Source organism: Shewanella sp. Iso12 (genome assembly GCF_012030025.1).
GTDB lineage: Bacteria > Pseudomonadota > Gammaproteobacteria > Enterobacterales > Shewanellaceae > Shewanella > Shewanella algae.
Window position 1 is genome coordinate 74,041 of record NZ_JAAUHW010000002.1, and the last position, 18,573, is coordinate 92,613.

General features: G+C 54.9%; 14 protein-coding genes. 7 read left to right on the plus strand and 7 right to left on the minus strand.

The window, feature by feature from the left end; all coding sequences use genetic code 11:
• Positions 1-5: 5 nt before the first annotated feature.
• Genes HCX89_RS04310 through HCX89_RS04320 form a run of 3 tightly spaced genes read right to left on the minus strand, consistent with a single transcriptional unit; the run spans position 6 to position 10,545 of the window.
• Complete coding sequence (locus tag HCX89_RS04310; RefSeq protein WP_167715207.1) at positions 6-2,183, minus strand: PfaB family protein; 2,178 nt, start codon at positions 2,181-2,183, stop codon at positions 6-8.
• Complete coding sequence (locus HCX89_RS04315; protein WP_167715209.1) at positions 2,180-9,820, minus strand: type I polyketide synthase; 7,641 nt, start codon at positions 9,818-9,820, stop codon at positions 2,180-2,182. Before HCX89_RS04315 ends, HCX89_RS04310 begins: the two co-directional genes overlap by 4 nt.
• On the minus strand, positions 9,817-10,545 hold the full coding sequence (locus HCX89_RS04320; protein WP_254428358.1) for a transcriptional regulator: 729 nt from the start codon (positions 10,543-10,545) through the stop codon (positions 9,817-9,819). The genes HCX89_RS04315 and HCX89_RS04320 overlap by 4 nt, the downstream gene beginning before the upstream one ends.
• A 449-nt stretch (positions 10,546-10,994) precedes the next feature.
• Here HCX89_RS04320 and HCX89_RS04325 point away from each other — a divergent pair, with 449 nt between their 5' ends.
• Both HCX89_RS04325 and HCX89_RS23075 read left to right on the plus strand, forming a co-directional pair.
• Positions 10,995-11,279 carry a hypothetical protein gene (locus tag HCX89_RS04325; protein WP_129585990.1) on the plus strand — a complete coding sequence of 95 codons (285 nt, stop codon included), beginning with the start codon at positions 10,995-10,997 and terminating at the stop codon, positions 11,277-11,279.
• Between the two features lie 75 nt (positions 11,280-11,354).
• Positions 11,355-12,095, plus strand: a complete 741-nt coding sequence (locus HCX89_RS23075) for a 4'-phosphopantetheinyl transferase superfamily protein (protein ID WP_129585991.1) — start codon at positions 11,355-11,357, stop codon at positions 12,093-12,095.
• Between the two features lie 61 nt (positions 12,096-12,156).
• Here HCX89_RS23075 and queF read toward each other — a convergent pair whose 3' ends face one another.
• On the minus strand, positions 12,157-13,014 hold the full coding sequence (queF, locus tag HCX89_RS04335) for an NADPH-dependent 7-cyano-7-deazaguanine reductase QueF (protein WP_025887237.1): 858 nt from the start codon (positions 13,012-13,014) through the stop codon (positions 12,157-12,159).
• Between the two features lie 59 nt (positions 13,015-13,073).
• Here queF and syd point away from each other — a divergent pair, with 59 nt between their 5' ends.
• On the plus strand, positions 13,074-13,715 hold the full coding sequence (gene syd, locus HCX89_RS04340; protein WP_101060011.1) for a SecY-interacting protein: 642 nt from the start codon (positions 13,074-13,076) through the stop codon (positions 13,713-13,715).
• A 75-nt stretch (positions 13,716-13,790) separates the two neighbouring features.
• Here the strand turns inward: syd and HCX89_RS04345 are convergent, their stop codons facing one another.
• Positions 13,791-14,564 carry a Zn-ribbon-containing protein gene (locus tag HCX89_RS04345; RefSeq protein WP_025887239.1) on the minus strand — a complete coding sequence of 258 codons (774 nt, stop codon included), beginning with the start codon at positions 14,562-14,564 and terminating at the stop codon, positions 13,791-13,793.
• A complete protein-coding gene (locus HCX89_RS04350) occupies positions 14,564-14,902 on the minus strand; it encodes a hypothetical protein (protein ID WP_037466986.1) in 339 nt (112 codons plus the stop codon). Before HCX89_RS04350 ends, HCX89_RS04345 begins: the two co-directional genes overlap by 1 nt.
• Before the next feature lie 166 nt (positions 14,903-15,068).
• Between HCX89_RS04350 and HCX89_RS04355 the strand changes: the two genes are divergently transcribed.
• Positions 15,069-15,434, plus strand: a complete 366-nt coding sequence (locus HCX89_RS04355) for a DUF3192 domain-containing protein (protein ID WP_037466957.1) — start codon at positions 15,069-15,071, stop codon at positions 15,432-15,434.
• Between the two features lie 22 nt (positions 15,435-15,456).
• On the opposite strand, the gene HCX89_RS04360 is transcribed toward HCX89_RS04355, so the two are convergent.
• Positions 15,457-15,687 (minus strand): DUF2789 domain-containing protein, encoded by a 231-nt coding sequence (locus HCX89_RS04360; protein ID WP_025887242.1) that lies wholly within the window; start codon positions 15,685-15,687, stop codon positions 15,457-15,459.
• A 215-nt stretch (positions 15,688-15,902) separates the two neighbouring features.
• Between HCX89_RS04360 and HCX89_RS04365 the strand changes: the two genes are divergently transcribed.
• From HCX89_RS04365 to HCX89_RS04375, 3 genes are all read left to right on the plus strand, one after another.
• The gene (locus tag HCX89_RS04365; RefSeq protein ID WP_107006188.1) at positions 15,903-16,553 is read left to right on the plus strand and encodes a GNAT family N-acetyltransferase; all 651 of its coding nucleotides are present in this window, start codon (positions 15,903-15,905) and stop codon (positions 16,551-16,553) included.
• Positions 16,554-16,565: 12 nt separating this feature from the next.
• Positions 16,566-16,871 (plus strand): DUF962 domain-containing protein, encoded by a 306-nt coding sequence (locus HCX89_RS04370; RefSeq protein WP_025887243.1) that lies wholly within the window; start codon positions 16,566-16,568, stop codon positions 16,869-16,871.
• 233 nt (positions 16,872-17,104) lie between these two features.
• Positions 17,105-17,626 (plus strand): hypothetical protein, encoded by a 522-nt coding sequence (locus HCX89_RS04375; RefSeq protein ID WP_129585992.1) that lies wholly within the window; start codon positions 17,105-17,107, stop codon positions 17,624-17,626.
• Positions 17,627-18,573: the final 947 nt, after the last annotated feature.

Consider the following 18,573-nt stretch of genomic DNA (forward strand, 5'->3'; position numbering starts at 1 on the left):
CTTTCTCACGTCACTAAGTTATCGGGCCGGGCAAGCTGTGGATACAGTGCCGCTGTGGCCAGTGGGACCCTGTGGCTGATGAGTCGAGCCAGGGCCTTGAGTAATGCTTTGTTGTCGGCGGCGCCGCTATGTTTGCGATCGCAACCAAAGGCCTTGATATCGCTGGAGAGCTGTTTTCCGGCCATCGCCTGAATAATGCTGCTGGTTTGGCTGTCGGCGCCGACTTCCAGAAACAGTTGCGCGCCATGTTTTCGGGCCCGTTGCAGCAGCGACTCCACATTGAGTGGCTGACTGAAACAAGTCGCTATGGTCTCGGCTATCGGCTTGCGCTCAAGCCTGGCAGGTTTGAGCGGCTGCTCGCTGCCGGCGCTGATATAGACGGGCTGCGGCTGTTCAAGCTCGCCCGAGAGTGGCCTGTCATAAAAGGCGGTCAATTCGGGCTTTACACGCAGGGCCGCCGGTGTGTGCATGGCGGTGACCCGGTTGGCGGCAACGCCGCGTTTGCCAAGGGACTTTATCAGTGCCCGGCACTGAGCCTCATCCCCGGCCAGCACGCAGCTAGGCCCCTGACGTATGGCGAGGTAGACCCGCGAGTAAGCCGGGTTTTGCAATAATGGTGTGATGCTGTCGGCATCAATGCGCAGCAGAAAACTGTTCCAGCAGATGGCATCTCTGGCATCGAGTTGCCACTCCTGACGCACGGCTGTGAGCGCGCCCGAGATCTGCTCTGAGAAAATCCGGCTTTCCAGCGTAGGTTTAACCAAAGCAAAAGGCTTGTCCCAGACGCCATTGGCGGCAAACATGGCCGCTTCGCCCATGGAGTAGCCGATGGCAAAGGCCGGGCGGAGCTTGAACTCACGCCGCAGTATCTGCGTCAGCAGCACACTGGCGCCGACCCCGGCAACGGCCTGCTCGGCGAGTGTCATTGTTGGCGCCGGACTGGGTGTGGCCTCTTCTTTATCGCTCAAGGTTGTTTCTTTGGAAGCATCGCTCAAGGCTGATGTATAAGAAATATCGCTCAAGGCTGTTGGCAGCAGGGTGCATAGGGCGACATTTTCGGCTGTTGCTGCGGCCTCAAAATCGGCATAACTCTTGGGGAAGGCCTGCTTTAAGGCGCCGAGCATGCCATGGTAAGCCGTGCCGACACCCGGGTAGACAAAGCAGAGGCGAGCAGGGCCCAGCGGCTGGGCGCAAAAAACGCTGCCATTTGGCGTAATAAGCTCAAGCTCTGGCACTTCGGCCAAAGACGTTATTTTCCGAAGCTGACCCAGGAGCAATTCGCTCTCGGCAATAAGCTCGGCGGCATCTCTGCCAATAAGCGCCAGCGAATAGTATTCGCCGCCCTCGGGCGCTGTGCCTGAAAAGCTCTGCTCCAGGGTTTTCAGTTCATCCGTCAGCCAGCGCGCCAGAGCATCTGCGCTCATCGATTGGCTCAGGCGACTTTTGGCCTGCTGCAGCGCAGTTTGCGCCTCACTGAGCAGAGTCTTTGGATTGGCAATCAAGGTCAGTGGCAAAAGCCAGGGTGCTCCTTGGGAGCAAAGGCCAGAGGTTGATTCTTTTCCAAAAGCCAAGCCGCTCACACAAGAGCTGCTCAGGGCTGTTTTATCACAAGAGCCGCTCAAGGCTGTGCCTTGGCTGAGGATCAGCGCCATAGCAGGGGAGCTGAAGACCAGCGCCAGAGACTTGCCTTGAAAAGGCAACCCCGCCATTTTCTGTACCTGGCGCCGCTTGGCAAATGCCTCCAGTTGCAGGCATAACTGCTCAAGCTGCAACGGTTGCTCCAGAAACAGAGTGTCCCTTTCCTCCACCTCCGGGCGTTTTGCCTGCTGCCAGGCCTGCTTAAGAAGCTGCTGCGGCTTGTGAGCGCCATGGCTTAAGGCCTGCAGCAAGGCTTGGGGATGCAGTCTTGCTTGCGCCGCATCGACTGCGCTTAGCAGCAATAGCCGCTGCTTTGATGGCTGCACCAGGCTCAGGCTTGCCCCGGCCTTGACTTCGGCCACCAGCCAAGGCCAGTCGGGAACCTGATTACTATCAAACGCGATAGTGCGCAAGGCAGCCCGAAGCTTGGGGGCCAGGCTTTGCTCCTCTTCGACCAGGCACAGTGCCAGCCGCAGCGGCTTTTCGGCCGCGGACTCAGCTGGCTTTACTCCAATGTGAGGCATAGGGCCTATCGCTTTGCTCAAGGCCTTTCTCTATTACCTGTGGCGGCCTTGGCCGGTTCAAAGGCGGCATTGAGCCCCTTGCTAATGGTGACCTTGGCATTTTCCAGCCCGGTTTGCAGCTGGCCCTCGGCGTTGAACAGGGCCAGATCGGCGCTGAGCTGACGGCTGGAGTGCTTGGTCACCTGCAGGCGAATAAGGCCGATGTCATTTTCAGGCAGCAGGGCGTTTTGCCAGAGCGCCGCCAGTGAGGAGGGCAGGCTGGCGGCATCGTATTTGAGCCGGGCCCAGATCAACATGGCCTGCAGCAGTGCGTCTTGCTGGATCAGGGCGCGATCTTCGCTCGATGCGGCATCCGGTAGCTGGTATCGGCAGCTAAGCCCTTGGTCGTCAAACTGCAGCACCTCAGTAATGGCCTGCAGCTGCGGGCCATGGAACAGGGCGCCGCTGTGATAAAACTCACTGCCTTGACGCACTTGGAGTTCACCTTCGCCTATCTCAGTCATAGAAACATGCGCCAGTGGCTGACTGGCTTGCTGCGGCATTAACGGCTGCTGGATTAACGGCTGCTGTATTAACGGCTGCTGTATTAACGGCAGTAAGGTCGCCTGGTACTGAGGCCGCTCATCACAGCTGATGCTCGCCTGCAGCTCGCCGTCGGTTCCCAGCGTCAGGCTGAGCTGCAATCGCTTTTCATCACTGTCAAATACCACGCCTTTGAGCAGCTTATAGTCCACGGCGCGCCAATCGCCGCCAAAGAGGCTCTGGGCACTTTGCAGCATCCACTGGAGCGCGCAGACAGTCGGCCATACCGGATTGCCACCTATGCAGTGATCTTCCAGCAGCGCCAGCTCCTGGCGCTTGATGCTGCGACTCAGGGTTTGAGGGCCGGCTTGGGCCTCTGGCACATCTATGTGGTTCAGGCCTTGTTTGCCACCCGGGCCTTGCATGCTGGAGCCTATCAATAGCTGCGGCTCTGAGCGGGCCAGAATCGCCTCGGCAAACAGCTTGGCACCGGCTTCTCTTGGGATCACATAGACGCCGCGGGACTCAAATATCTGCTTCAGCGCCGCGTTGACCATGCCGCCATCCCAGGGGCCCCAGTTGAAACTGATCACTCGGGTGGTCGGCAACTCATGATGCAGCCGATGAGCGGTTTTATTGAGAATTTCATTGGCCATGGCGTAGTCGCTCTGGCCTGTGTTGCCGTAGAAACCGGCGGCGGAGGAAAACAGCGCCAACAGTTTTAAGTGCTCGGCGGCCTTTTTGTTTGGCGCCAAGGCTCTGAGCAAGGCGAAGAGGCCGCCAACCTTGGTGCCTGTAACCAATTCGAGTTCGGCGAGGGTTTTGTCGGCGATGTGTTTATCGGCCAACACCCCGGCGCCGTGAATCAGCCCGCTGATAGGCGCCAATGCCTGAATGGGCGCCAGTGTGGACGCGACCGCATCCGGGTTACTGACATCCAGACTCAGGTATTCGGCGCTGGCACCTATGGCCTCAAAGCGCTTGAGCGCTGCGTGAATCTCAAGCGCGTTGACAAGAGGTTTTATCAGGGCTTCCACTTCCTTGGGCGAGGGCTTTTGCCCCTTGGCCATTAGCGCGGTGATTGCGGCTGCTTTTAGCTGACCGCTCTCAAGCCCCTTGGCCCAATCGGGGAATGCTTCCAATGCCAAGGCCTTGCTGCGACCGGCGAGAATAAAGTGACTACCACTTTGGCGGGCCAGCGCCAGGGCACAGTCCAGGGTGACGCCTTTTGCGCCCCCGGTCACCAGTATTTTATCTGAACTATCGAGCCTGCATGGCGCCATGCCTGTATCGGCAGCAATCTGGTCATCGGCCGAAGTCGCTACCAGGGTCACTCTGCCGGCGGCGCTTTTGCCCCATTCCAACGGATCCTGGCTCGGGCTGTAGAGCGCATCCATGACTTGCGAGGCCAGCGCCGAGGCATCAAGCTCAGGAGCAAGATCCAACGCGCGGCAATGCACCTGAGGCCATTCCTGCGCCAGGGTCTTGGTTAAGCCAAACAGGGCACTCTGATTCAATTCACAGGGCTGACCGCTGAAACCCAGCTGACCATCCATGCGCGCCACAGTGATAAAGGCGCGGCGGCCTTTTGTCGGCGCTTGCCAGGTTGGGCTCAAATGCTTGGCGAACAGGAAGCTCAGTTGTACCTGAGTCTTGGCCGTGATGTTGAGCGGCATCAACTCCTCGAGTTGTTCCCGCGGCAGTTGTGGCTGCAGATGGATATAGATGGCCACTTGCTGTTTGAGCCCGGCGATGAGCGCCTTGACTCCGGCATCATCATTGCTGGCCAGAGTCAGGATTGGCAGCTTGCTATCCAGCGCCGATTGCGAATCGGTTGCCGCCGGGCGCACCAGAGTGACACTGATGCCACTGTCTGTCAGTTTCTTGGCCAGGACACCGGCATTGTGGCCGTCATCAAGCAGCAGCGCACAGCTGTTCGCGGCAAACAGAGCCTCGGCGCTTGCGCCTGAGAATCTATCTGCCGCCGGCAGCTTTTTTAGGTTGACTCCCGAATGGGGCGGCAAGGCCACACTCGGCTGAGTGTTTGGCGTCTCATAGGTTTGGGTTAGCGGCTCGGCTGCATGCTCAGCGCTTGAGCCGGCAAAACAATCTATTATCTGCCCCAAGGTGCGGCATTCGCTTAAGCTTGCGGCGTCCAGCGGCGGCAGCTCAGGCAATTTGTCCTGCACTGTGCCCAAGATCTCCACCCGCTTGATGGAATCGATACCGAGGTCGGCCTCCATATCCATCCCCAGTTCCAGCATCTCTGCCGGGTAGCCGGTCTTGTCGGCCACTACCTGTAGCATGATTGCCGTGACATCACTCTTATTTGATACTGGCTCAGGCTGCACACTGGCGTTCACACCGGCGCTTTGCTGCAGATAGTCGACAATCTGCCCTAGGGTGCGGCATTCGCTTAGAGTGGCGGCGTCCAATTGTGGCAGCTCAGGCAAGGCATCCTGCACTGTGCCGAGAATTTCCACCCGCTTGATGGAATCGATACCGAGGTCGGCTTCCATATCCATCCCCAGTTCCAGCATCTCTGCCGGGTAGCCGGTCTTGTCGGCCACCACCTGCAGCATCAGTGCCGTGACATCGCTTTGATCTGCATGAGCAGTGTTTGACTTGACTGTACTTGACTGGGCAGGGCTCGGCTGAATTACCTCAGGCTGCACACTGGCGTTCACTCCGGCGCTTTGCTGCAGATAATCGACTATCTGCCCCAGGGTGCGGCATTCGCTTAGGGTGGCGGCATCCAGTGGCGGCAGCTCAGGCAAGGCATCCTGCACTGTGCCGAGAATTTCCACCCGCTTGATGGAATCGATACCGAGATCGGCCTCCATATCCATCCCCAGCTCGAGCATCTCTGTGGGGTAGCCGGTCTTGTCGGCCACTACCTGCAGCATCAGCGCCGTGACATCATTCTGATTTGCATGAGCAGTGTTTGATTGAGCTGCGTTTGATTGAGTCAGGAGTGGCTGAACACTGGCGTTCACACTGGCGTTTTGCTGCAGATAGTCGACAATCTGCCCCAGGGTGCGGCATTCACTTAGAGTTGCGGCATCCAGCGGCGGCAGCTCAGGCAGTTGATCTTGCACTGTGCCGAGAATTTCCACCCGCTTGATGGAATCGATACCGAGATCGGCCTCCATATCCATCCCCAGCTCGAGCATCTCTGTGGGGTAGCCGGTTTTGTCGGCCACTACCTGCAGCATCAGTGCCGTGACATCATTCTGATTTGCATGAGCAGTGTTTGATTGAGCTGCGTTTGATTGAGCCAGGAGTGGCTGAACACTGGCGTTCACTCCGGTGCTTTGCTGCAGATAATCGACTATCTGCCCCAGGGTACGACATTCACTTAGAGTGGCGGCATCCAATTGTGGCAAGTTGGGCAATTGATCTTGCACTGTGCCGAGAATTTCCACCCGCTTGATGGAGTCGATACCGAGATCGGCCTCCATATCCATCCCCAGCTCCAGCATTTCCGTGGGGTAGCCTGTCTTATCGGCCACGACTTGTAACATCAGCTCTTCGACACCTGTGCTTGGCTTGGCTGTGGTTACGGCTATGGTTGGGACAGGGATTGGAGCTTGAGGCCGGCTCTGTAGCACTTGGTTTGGTTGCTGTGGCGTGCTTGCTGCTTTGACTGGCGCTGCGGCGTGAGTTACAGGCGCTGCAGCCTGGGCGGGCACTGGCACAGACACAGACACTGGTACTGCTTGGGTTTGCTCTATATTGGGCAACACAGCATTGGGCAACACAGCACCGCCCTGAAGTTGTTGCAACAACTGCTGGGCGCCGAGATTTTGCGACTGAATAAAGTCGTTGTGGATCTTCAATGTCTCGGCCTGGTGCTGGTGGAACATGGCCAGGGTCTGGTTGAGGCTGTCAGGAATCGCTTTGCCGGCCGTCGCCAGTTTTACTTGCTCTGCGAGCAGTTGCTGCACACTGTTGCCATATTGCAGTGGGATATTCAGAAACTGCTGATGCAGCTCGGCCAACTGTTGCTGGGCGCTGAAAAACTGCTGTAATCCGCTGCCGCTGTTTGCTGGGAGGCCGTTTGCAGCTTGTGGCGCTGTAGCTTGGCTCGGTTGACTCGGGTTCTGGCTTGCGACCGCTACTGGGATCTCGACTATTTTTTCCACGACTTTCTCGACTATTTTTGTCTGTTGACTGACCCGGCCCTCTTTGAGTGAGGCCGCCATCTTCTGGGCGGTCGCCGGGCTGATATAGTTACTGGCACCGAGCTTGATAGTCATCGGTGAGGCCTTGTGTTTGGCCTGGGTTTGTACGGCGCGATAGGCATCGGGATCTGTCAGAGGCAGGCCCGCCAATGCCAGGCTGAGCAGGGCTTGCTTCAGCTCAGTGTCGGCGGCCAGTGAATCGATACAGCTTGGGTTGTCCAGCGACAGGAACAGGCATTCGGCGGCGCGATCGCCCAAGGTGGCTTGTGCCAACCTGGCCAGGGTGTTTTTCGGGCCAAACTCGACAAATATTCTGGCGCCGTCCCGGTACATGCTCTCTATCTGCTCACTGAAGCGCACCTGCTTGAGCATATGCTGCTCCAGGTTGGCTCTGAGGCTTTCGGCATCCTGTGCCAGCTTGTCACCTGTGGCATTGACATACAGAGGCGTTTTCGCATCGCTCAAGCCCTGGTGGGCAATCGCCTCGGCAAAGGGTTGCTGCGCATGGGCCACCAGCGGAGTGTGGAAGGCACCGGATACCGGCAGCGCTATGGCGCGCAAACCTGCCTCGTTCAGCTTGAGGTTGAGCCGGGTCACCGCTTCACTCGCGCCGGCAATCACAAGCTGAACCGGGCTGTTGATATTGGCTATTTGCACCTCGGGTTCAGTCTGCAGCAGTTGCTCGAGAGTATTGCGCTCAGCGGCCGAGGGCAGAATAACGGCGCTCATGGCGCCCGGGTCTTTATCTTCGGGGACGCTGGCCATGGCATCGCCACGGGCGAAGGCTAGCGCGTAATAGCTCTCACGGCTCAAGGCACCAGCGGCGCGCAGCGCCGACAGCTCACCAAAGCTGTGACCGGCCAGCATATCCGCTTGGAATCCGGCCTGACAAAGCAGAGTGAACTGTCCCATGCCGAGGGCGCCGATGGCGCTTTGGGCAAAGCGGGTATTGGCCAGTGCCAGTTCATCCTCTTTGTTGGCCTGGGGCGTGAATTTGGCTATCGGGAACACCCGCGCCGACAAGGGGCCCATGCCGTACTTATCGGCTACGCCCTGGCGGGAAAACTCTCGGTCGGCGGCGGCAAATTCGGCGCGAAGCTCGGGATAGAGCTGGGTTAGCCCAGAGCCCATCTGTAGATACTGACTGCCTTGACCGGCAAACAGGGCGGCGGTCTTGGCCTCAGTCAAAGGTGCGCTGCGGTACTCGACTCCCTGCTGTTGCCAACGGGTTTGCGGCTGTTCTTCCACCGTGCTTTGCAGCTTGTTCAAGGCCTGTTGCAGTTTTTGCTGCAGCTCTATGGTGTCGCAGGCAAGCAGTCCCAGCCTGGGGCCTTGTACCTGTGTCTGGCTGCCGAGGCGATAGGGCGCGCACAGGGTTTCAAGGTCGCCATGGGCATCTGAGTTCAGCGTCTTGAGCAGAGCGCTTATCTCTTGCTCCAGCGCCGGTTTGTCCGGAGCGCAGAACAGCAGTGGCAAAGGCGTGCGTCTCAGGCGAGCGGGTTGCTTGGGTAATTCGGGGCTGTGCTCTTCCAATACCAGGTGGAAGTTAGTGCCACCAAAGCCAAAGGAGCTGACGGCGGCGCGCCTCGGTGTACCGTCGGTTCTTGGCATCCAGGGGCGGGTTTGGGTGTTGAGATAGAAGGGCGATTGCTCCACTGCCATCTTGGGGTTGGGCTGCTTCACATTGATGGTGGGTGGCAACACCTTGTGATGCAGCGCCAATGCCGCCTTGATCACACCGGCGGTGCCGGCGGTCGACTTGGTATGGCCCACCTGGGACTTGATTGAACCCAGCGCAATATGCTGCAGCTCAGGATTATCCTGGCTCATTACGGCGTTGAGGCCGCTGAATTCGGCCACATCACCGGCGGCAGTACCTGTGCCGTGGGCTTCCATCAGGCCCAGAGTATGGGGCGGGAACCCGGCATCATCGTAGGCCCGCTGCAGTGCTTTAGCCTGGCCTTCGGGGCGCGGCGCGTAAATGCTCTTGAACTTGCCGTCGCTGGAGGCGCCAACCCCTTTGATCACCGCATAAATGCGGTCACCGTCGCGCTCGGCATCATCCAGGCGTTTCAGCGCCACCATGCCTATGCCTTCGCCTATCATCATGCCGCGGGAGTCGGCGTCGAACGGCTTTATCTGCTCATCGCTGGTAAAGGCCGGGGTCTTGGAGAAGCTCATGTACATATAGGCGGAGTTGTCGGTGCAGACGCCTCCGGTGAGCATCATATCGCTGCGGCCTTCAGTCAGCTCGGTGAGCGCCATCCGCATTGCCGCCAGAGAGCCGGCACAGGCGGCGTCGACCACACAGTTCATGCCGCCGAGATCGAAACGGTTGGCAATCCGACCGGCGATAACATTGCCGAGCGACCCAGGGAAGGAGTTTTCCTCCCAGTGTATATATTGGTCCTGGAACTTGCGGATCAGCATTTCGCTGTCCTGCTCACTGACGCCACTCTCGCGGAACACCTTTTTCAGCACAGGGTATTGCAGCCTGGCATTGAGGCTTTGGCTGATCTTCTGGCCACCGCCAATCCCCAAGGTGATGCCGATGCGGTCGCGATCATAGTCCGAGTCTTCATGGATACCTGCATCTTCCAACACCTCTTTGGCTACCACCAGCGACAGCAGCTGCGAGGTGTCGGTCAGTTCGAGGATATTGGGCGGCAGACCAAACTCCATGGGGTTGAAATCCACTTCCGGGATAAAGCCGCCGCGCTTGCAGTAACTCTTGTCGGCGGCTTTCTTGTCGGGGTCAAAATAGTCTGCCACTTGCCAGCGGTCGGCGGGCACTTGGGTGATGGCATCTATCTTGTCGCAGATCAGATCCCAAAACTGGTTCAGATAACGGCTGCCGGCAAACAGGCTCGCCATGCCGACTATGGCAATCGGCGTGTCTTTCAGCCTTTTGTTGAGGCGTTTGTCTATCTGAGAGGCTTGTTCTTGGCTCATTGAGCGTCTCCATTGGTGGCTGCAAGTTGCGGCCTGGGTTTGCGCCCTGCCTTGGCGGCAGCGGGAAACCTGGACTGGAAAATATGATAGTTGCGTACCAGCAAGCGGCGCAGGGCAAACGGGGCTCGCTTGAGGACGTAGGCTATGTAGCGGTCGGCGGCGTGGGTGTCGTTATCCTGATAGATGTCGACATAGACCCAGCCGCTGACGGGATCCATCCCTATGAGTACCGAATGGGTCTGTTGGCCAATGGGAATACTCATGGCTTCGACCTGAACCACAGTGTGTTCATCGGTACTGGGCAGCATCAACGCATCGGCGAGCGTTTGGCTGTTGAGGGTGTAGGTTTGCATTTTGCTGCCGCTGTAGACCGGCAGCTTATTGAAGTGTTTCGGCGGTAGCGAGTGCGCGGCATCGATATTGTCGAGCCGGGATGCGCCGTGGCGTTTCAGACAGCGGGCCAGCCCGGAGCGCGAAACATGGGGATTGATAAACTCCTGGGTGACTTGCAACAGCCTGTCCAGCGGCATCTTGAGCTGCCAGCGCAGCCCGACAACCACATACTCCTGAATATCGCTCAGAGTGGTATTCAGATGATGCGGGGTGTGGGATTGATCCTGGGTCGACTCGCGTTTACGCCACTTGCGAACGGTTGCTTCACTGATATTCAGTAACCGTGCCAGTTGGCTGACATTGAGTTCCGACTCCTGGATAAAGCGGCGCATTTCCGGGGTGGTGGTGGCATTACGATGACGCCGTTTTCCGGTTTGAGTTTGCTTCATAATCAGCTGGGACTGGGCCCTTGGGCTTCCTTTCTCGCCTGTCTGCCATGGTTGCAAACTTCCACAATACTGAGCGTCAGGCTGTTATTTCAGTAACAGGTGAAGCAGATTACCAGTGCCTGCCGCTCGATACAATCATCTGGGACTTAAAATCTTTCTTTTGTTTTAAAGACTTTTGTTCGCTAACTTCGTTTGTTGTTAACTTGTTTTTAAATTGATATAAATTGGTTGTTTTGGTTTTTTGTGCTGTAAAAATGGATATCTGATACCTATTTATCCCTAATCCCTTGCGGTCTGTTGCAGCTTATATTGCAGCTTATGTTACAACTTGGGTATCTGCCTTTAGGGCGGCTGGATGAACTGGCATCAGCAACAGAAATGGAGAGTGTCAGGTGTATTTAACAAAAAATAATCTACTGGGAATGGCGAGTGCGGCCTTGTTTACTGTATTTGGCGCCGGTTGCAGTGGTACCAGTGCAACGACCGCCGAGTTGTCGCCTGAGGACGCGGCCCGCCAACAAAGACTCGATGAACAGGGATACCGCTGCGACCGGGTTAGGGTCACCGGCAGCAATATTCCCAACCGCCGCTGTACAACCGCCCAGCAGCGGGAAAGAGAGCGGGAAGAGGCGAGAGCCTATGTCGATAAAATGAATCAGCAAAACATGAATGATTAGCACTTGAGACCGAGGGGGAGGCCAAGGCAAAATAGCCTACTCCCCCTTGGTTTTTTGGAGTCTCCCATCAACGCCGTGCAACTCTTTTTGTATCCCTTACGCCAGAGTGAGCCTTTAAAAATCAAAGACCTGGCGCTGTGCCTGACGCCGGCCGAGCGGGAAAAGTTTGCCCGAATAAGCCATAAAGAGGTACAACAAAGGGCAATAACAAGCCGCGCCTTGCTGAGAAAGACCCTGAGTACTCAAGCGCCGCTTGCAGCCCGGGAGTGGTGTTTCGATTATGGTCCCCAGGGTAAGCCGCGCCTTTGTGATGAGCAGTTTCAACAGACTCAGCTGCATTTTAACCTCAGTCACAGCGGTGATTGGCTGCTGTTGGCATTGCTGAAACATCCTTCTCCTGAGTTGCAACTCGGCGTCGATATAGAGCGTTTACGGATGCGCACGGCTATCGATACTGTGATGCGCCACTATTTTGCGCCTTTTGAGCTGCAGCAATTACGAAATCTGGATGATGCCACGCGGCGAGAGGCGTTTTTCGACCTCTGGGCCTTGAAAGAGTCTTATATCAAAGCGACCGGCAAGGGGTTGGCGCAGCCGCTCGATGGGTTTGCGTTTGACTTGAGCTCAGGGGAGGCATGCTCGGCCGAGCGGCCAGCCGAGATTGTTGCGATGCGCCGTGGGCTTTTGCTAAAGCCTAAGGAAAACACCCAATGGCAGAGTTGGCTTGGCCATATGGAGCCGGGTTATCGATTGGCCCTGACGCTGGGGGCGCCTGCAGCCATCAACTGGCAACTGCTGTGGCACCTTGGTCAGTAGCACTCTGAAATAGGTTACCGGCAAGAATGAAAAAGCGGCTTTAAAGCCGCTTTATGTTCGATTACTGTCTTGCCAGGCGTTGGCTTTCCGGCACGTGCTCAAAGTCACTGCGGAAAGGGTTGATGTCCAATCCGCCTCTGCGGGTGTAGCGGGCGTAGACGGTCAACTTGCTGCAATGGCAGAAACGCTTCAGATCGGTGAATATCCGCTCGACACACTGCTCGTGGAACTCGTTATGCTGGCGGAAAGAGATCAGATAACGCAGCAGTTTTTCCCTGTCTATCTTGGGGCCCTGGTAGCGGATCATCACGCTGCCCCAATCAGGCTGTGAGGTGATCAAACAGTTGGACTTAAGCAGGTTGGAGTTCAAGGTCTCGGCGACTATCTGCTTGTCGTCTGTGCTGTCCTCGAGCCATTTGGGGTTGAACTCATAGTCGCTGACTTCAATATCCAGATCGTCAATGCAGTGCCCCGGCAGCTCAACAACTCTCTGACTGTTGAAGTGCTTGGGCTCAATCACTCTGACTTTTACCTCGCCATTGGCACAGCGGCTCAGATCTTGGGTCAGGGTCTGCTCGACGGCTTCAGTACTGTCAAAGCGGGTTTGATTGAAACTGTTCAGATAGAGCTTGAAGGATTTGGACTCAATTAAATGCTCACTGTTGAGATCCAGCTGGAACTCGGCGATGGCCACCATGGGCTTGCCCTTGGCATTGAGCCAGGAGAGTTCATAGCCGGTCCAGATATCGGCCCCCTGAAACGGCAGAGGCGCACTCAGGTTGATTGCATCACGGTTGAGTTTGCGGGGCACACCCTGCAACAGCTCAGGGGCGTAATGCTCTTGATAATCTGTCTGCTGACCCAGTGTCAGGCCAGATAAGGCTTCGGCGTTCCGGTAAGGGTCGTGATTCTGTGTCATCAAGCGGGTTTCCGTGTCAAAATAGGCCACCATTATACCTGAATTTGGAAGTGCGATAAGTGTCTTGTGCCCAGGCGTTGGAGCAATTTCTCAGCCGTTATCATCAAAGTTACCAGTCGAGTCTGGGGGAAGGCCCCAGATATTATGCCAGGGGAGAAGCCTCGCCCTGTTTGCTGCAGGAGAATGGCGAAGATCCGCTACTGTGGCAGACTATTCGCCGTGAACAGCCAGGCAGTTTTGCCAATGTCAGTCATGCGCTGGAGTTGCCGTTGCATGCCGATATCGACGAGTTTTATGGACAGTTTTTTGCCGCGCATCTGTTGTTTGAAGCCGATTTCGGCGAAGGGGAACTACTGCAGCCCTGGAGCCAGGACGATTTTGAGTTTCTGCAGCAGAATCTGATTGGGCACCTGATGATGAAACGCAAGCTCAAGCAGCCACCGACCTGGTTTATCGGTCTGTTGGGGCAAGGTGATGAGATGATCTGCGTGGATAATGAAACCGGTGCTGTCTGGCGTGAGACCCCGGGTGAGCTCCCCTCAAAGAAGCTGGCAGACAGTCTGGAAGAGTTTCTCGCTTTGTTGCGCCCCAGAGTGGCGCCGGCGGTTGAGCCTGTGGAGCCGGCAATGGCGAATGTCGACCATCCCGGTCTCTGGGCGCGGATGAAGCTTATGTGGCAACACCTGTTTTCCCGCCGCTGACAGTCGGGGTTACCACAATCACTATTGATTGATGATCACTGCTATTGATGATCCTAGACTATTGATTGTCCCAGTTTATTGATGATCCCAGGAGAGGTTGGAGACTATCCGGCAGTTGTCACAGCGGAAATGAAACAGATCCAGCAACGGGCTGGGTTGGCGCCAGTCCGGGTTGCCGCAACGGGGGCAAGGACGGGCCAATTCGGCTTGCTTACTCTCTCCCCCGACCCGGTAAAGGTAGTAATAGGTAGGAATTTTGGTCAGATATTCGATACGGCCGCGCAGATCCCAGCCGCGGCGGAACAGATCGCTATCCGGGCTGGAAAGCTCCTCAAGTGCGGCAAATTCGGCCTTGGTTGCTGCGGCCATCTGCAGTTCATCACAGGCTTGCCACTCGGTTTGCCAACGGATCACCCGCTTGTGATCGCCGTTGAAGGTCGCGGGAATGCGGTAGAGTGGAATGGGTAGCAAGTTATCGCCGCTGCGCAGCGGCGAGCACATATGCACATAGCTGGTATAAAGCAGCTGCCAACTTGGGGGCTCCAGGGTGCTGACCTCGGAATTGATATCCTGACCTATGAGCTTTTCCTTGGGGGCCAGCAGTTTGACCTCGGTTAACTGCTGCAACGCCTGTTTGGCCCAGGGACTGTTGTGCCTGTTGGCCAGACTGGTTTCTTCCGGTAGCAGCAGCCTGACTCTGAACTCCCCGTCCCTAAAGGCCACCGCAAATTCCCGTCCCAATACCTGACCGTTGGCCCGCCAGGCCTCAAGCAGGGTATTGATGGCTTTTTCTGCGGCGCTGATAGTGGTGTTGGCAAAGCATTCAAACCTGAGTTCGCAGACAAACATTATTGCTGTTCCTCAAGCTTGGCGAGTCTTTGCTGCAAGGCCGCGAATTCTTGTTTCAGTTGCTGCTGTTCCTGGCGTAGCTGGCTGATTTCCTGCTGGAGAACTTCTACTGTGGTGACAGCTTGTTGTGGCACGGTTTCTTGCAGTTGAGGTGCGTCTTCAAGCTGTTTTTCCCGTTCACTCTCTGGCAGGGATTTGAAACGCTGCAGACCTTCAACCAGCAGTGGCATTGGTAACTTGTTGCCGAGTCTTGCCTTAATCAGTGCCAGAGAGGGAGTATGGCCGCTTTGGGCTACTGCCGCCGCGGCGGCCATGACCTGTTCCAGTGGAGTGGACATCTTGGTAAAAAACCTCACATTTTCGCGAATAGTTACATAGTGCAGCAGTTGTTTGCTTTTATCATTTTGATATTTATCAGTTTATTTGTTGGCCTGCATGTTGCATAGCGTTTGCTGCATTTGCTTAACAAAAGTCAACATTTGATAAATATAACAAGGAGTGACAATGAACAAGTTATTACTGCCACTGATGGGGATTGCAAGCTTAGGGCTTAGTGCCTGTGTGGTCAATGTCGGCGATCACGAAGCCAACTGGGATGAAAAGGAGTCCTGGCAATTGCAGCAACAGCAAAATCAGCAACAACTGGCCAAGTTGACTCTGGGAATGGATCAGCAACAGGTGCAGCAGCTCATGGGGCAGGCCGACTTTAATGAAGCCTTTCTCTCCAATGATCAGCAAGTACAGGTACTATTTTACCGTACCCGCCACAGACACAGTGATGGCAAGACCACCAAGGATGAGTGCACCCCCTTGGTGTTTCGCGATCAACAACTGATTGGCTGGGGCGATAAGGCTTACGCGCAGCTGTAATTCACACTCATCCCAATTTCAATCAACTCCTGAGCTGGGCGTCCAAATGGTCTATGGTGTCTGACCATTGGGCGTCCTCGGCCAGAGCCTCTGTTAAAAAAGTGCGCTGCGCTTCATTCCAGAATGGTGCATCCACCAGTTTGACTCCCTCGGGGATAGAATGTGCGCCGATAAAGCCTTCTATCGCCTTACTGCTGCTGGGGAGTCCCAATTGCTCAAATAAATGGGCCAAGTCTGTGTGGGTGGTATCCATATTCTGACCTCCAGAAGTCCTGACATATCTTGTCAAGGTGATGAGTGAACAAGCCTTAATAAAACAGATAGTAAGCCTTATTCCTTCCCCTTAGCTTATACCAATCTGCCTAAAGATGAAGTGACAATGTCTGGCAAGCAAGATCAAGATATTGCACTTTGATCCAATATTGTTAAATTGGAAATTGCCCTTTTGGCTGACAAGGACAACAACAAATGGAAACCCAGACTCCCGATTCTCTGCGTGCCGTCTACCTGACAGCGGAAGATTTGCGCCTGGCCGCATCAATTCTCTATAACGCCTATCACGATGATGCGTTTTTTCAGCAGACCTTGCCGGCCGCCAATGCCGTCGAATATGAACAAAAGCTCAGAGCCGCGATCCGTGAAGAGCTCAATGAGCTTTGGCAACAGGAGCAGCCTCTTATTGGGTTGTTCGACGCTGAGCGCTTGATTGGGGTTGCCTGCGTGGTGACCTCATCACTTCCCCAAGGGGAGGGACGCTATTGGCATTGGCGTTTGAAAATGCTGCTGGGGACAGGCTGGCAATCGACGCAGAAGTTGATGCAGAAGGAGAATTCAATTCTGGAGCACCTGCCGGCTACTGAATACGGCATTATACAGTTCATTGCAGTAGCTTTAACCGAGCAGCGCAAGGGTTATGGCAAGTTGCTCGTCCAGGCGGTATTGGGTTGGTGTGATGAGCAGCCGGAGCTGGAAGGGGTTGGAGTCTTTGTGACTGAGGATGGCCATTCTCATCTGTTCCGAGAGCAAGGCTTTGTACCCGTGGTTGAGCTCAATATAGGGCAGTTAACCGGAGAGTTGCTCTTTTACCACAGTCATACCGATGATGACGTCTACCAATAACAGGAGTTAAGAGTGGAGCAAAAGTACAAGAGTTTTGCTGAGTTTTATCCTTTCTATCTATCTCAGCATTCCGATCCCGTATGCCGAGGTTTGCATTATCTAGGTTCGACCTTGGTATTGCTTATTCTGTTATTCAGCCTGCTTAGTGGACAATTTGTATGGCTCTTGGCTCTGCCTGTGGTGGGTTATGGCTTTGCCTGGATTGGTCACTTTGGTTTTGAACACAATAAGCCGGCGACCTTTCAATACCCAGTCTACAGCTTGATGGCTGACTGGGTCATGTTGGCCCAATTTGTCAGTGGCAAACGTCGTTTCTGAGTGTTTTTGGTTATTTACCAGTACCAATGTGAGATATGTCTCACAAAGCTGTGCGACAAACATAAGACTTATTGGCTGTTCTTACTGGCGAATAATTAAATATTGTTAATAAACAAGTGATTAGCATTTCATTAGCGACTGCTGAATATTTGTCATTCCCAGCCTGTTCTAAAATTGACCATCTCAAAGAGGGGTCCTTGGGTACACTTAAGTCGTGGTCAGGGCAGGATGCTTTGACAGAGCTTCCAAGGAAAGGAGCTGAAATTACGAGCCTCAAGGAAGAGGGAGCTGCAAGGAAAGCAACGCCAAGGAGTTTAAGGCGGCAGCCAAGGAAGGGCAAGTGTCAGGATGACACGTTTTGGAAAGGCCTATGCAAGGACGAGCTGCAAGGAAGCCTGCTAAATGGATTTCAGTCATGGATGACAATCAAGACAGGAGGTCTTGAAACCATTCCAGGGAAGTTCAAGCCAAGGAAATGGCTCGCAGGGAAAGCAGTATCCATGATGGATACACAGGAGATTTTTCCGGTAATAAGGAAATTGCCGCGCCAGGAAAGGCAATTTGAGACAGGAAGGTCTGCTAAGGAAAGCGTTCAGGACGAAGTAGAGGACAGGCTCAGGGATGCCAGCCTTTGGGTTAAGGGAATACCCAACTCATGGACGACAGCTGCTAGTGGATGGGCAAACATGGAAGATGAGTGCCAGGAGGCCACAAGGAGGCTCAAGGGAATTGAGCAGACACCAGGATGGTTGTAAGCAGGGATGAAAAGATAGCTTGGAAGCTGTCGTAACTGAGACAAGGTGTCCACAGGAAGAAATTCATACGCATGGAAGGTGCAGGGAGCACAACTCAGCGGGATGGCTGACAGCAGTAAATAGGGCGCGTCTTAGGACGCGCCTTTTCTTTTGCTGTTTTTTCTTATAGGGCGTCATTAAAGCTAGGGTCATTCCGGTACTGATTTATAGGCGATGTGTCTTTGACTACACATCGTTTTCCATTAAAGCCGGGCATCGTGTGCGAGATGTCTCACAAGGCTGTGAGACAAACAAGAGTTAAACAGCGGGTTTTGTCGTTAAAAAACAATTAAGCCTTTTAAAATTAATTGGTTATGTACTCCATTTCAATTGCTAAAAAAAAGTTGCACGAGTTATTGAACGGTTTCTGTACAACCCTGAAGCCGGGATTGGATTAGTATTTAAGTCATCCAAGGACAAGGATGATTCAGGGAACAAGGTCAGGAAGACCTAAACCGTGAGGAACACGGTCCAGGGATGACTCAAGGAAGATGCCTATCAGGATGATGGCAAACAGGGAAAGGTACTGACCCAAGGAATGTGGTCAGCGTCAGGAAGACGAAACAGGATGTATTGAACGGATGCGCAAGGACGATACTGGACACGCTTAAGGATAGAGCAAGGCCCGATCAAGGGATAATCGGGACTAAGGGAACAGGTACGCAAGTACAGGGACTCACCAGGATGGTACAGGGAGCGCAGGACGCACGGCATACGCATGGATGGTGCAGGGAAGCAACTTAATAGCTGGAAGGCTTAACAGAGAAACAGATGGGCGCGGCTTAATTGTCGCGCCCTTTCTTATTTTAGGGATTTTTTATTTGGGGACTTAAATGGTCCTCAAACTTTGATGGCGTAAGAGTCTGCTGCCATTTTTCTGATTTTTTATCTGTGTAACCTGGCAAACT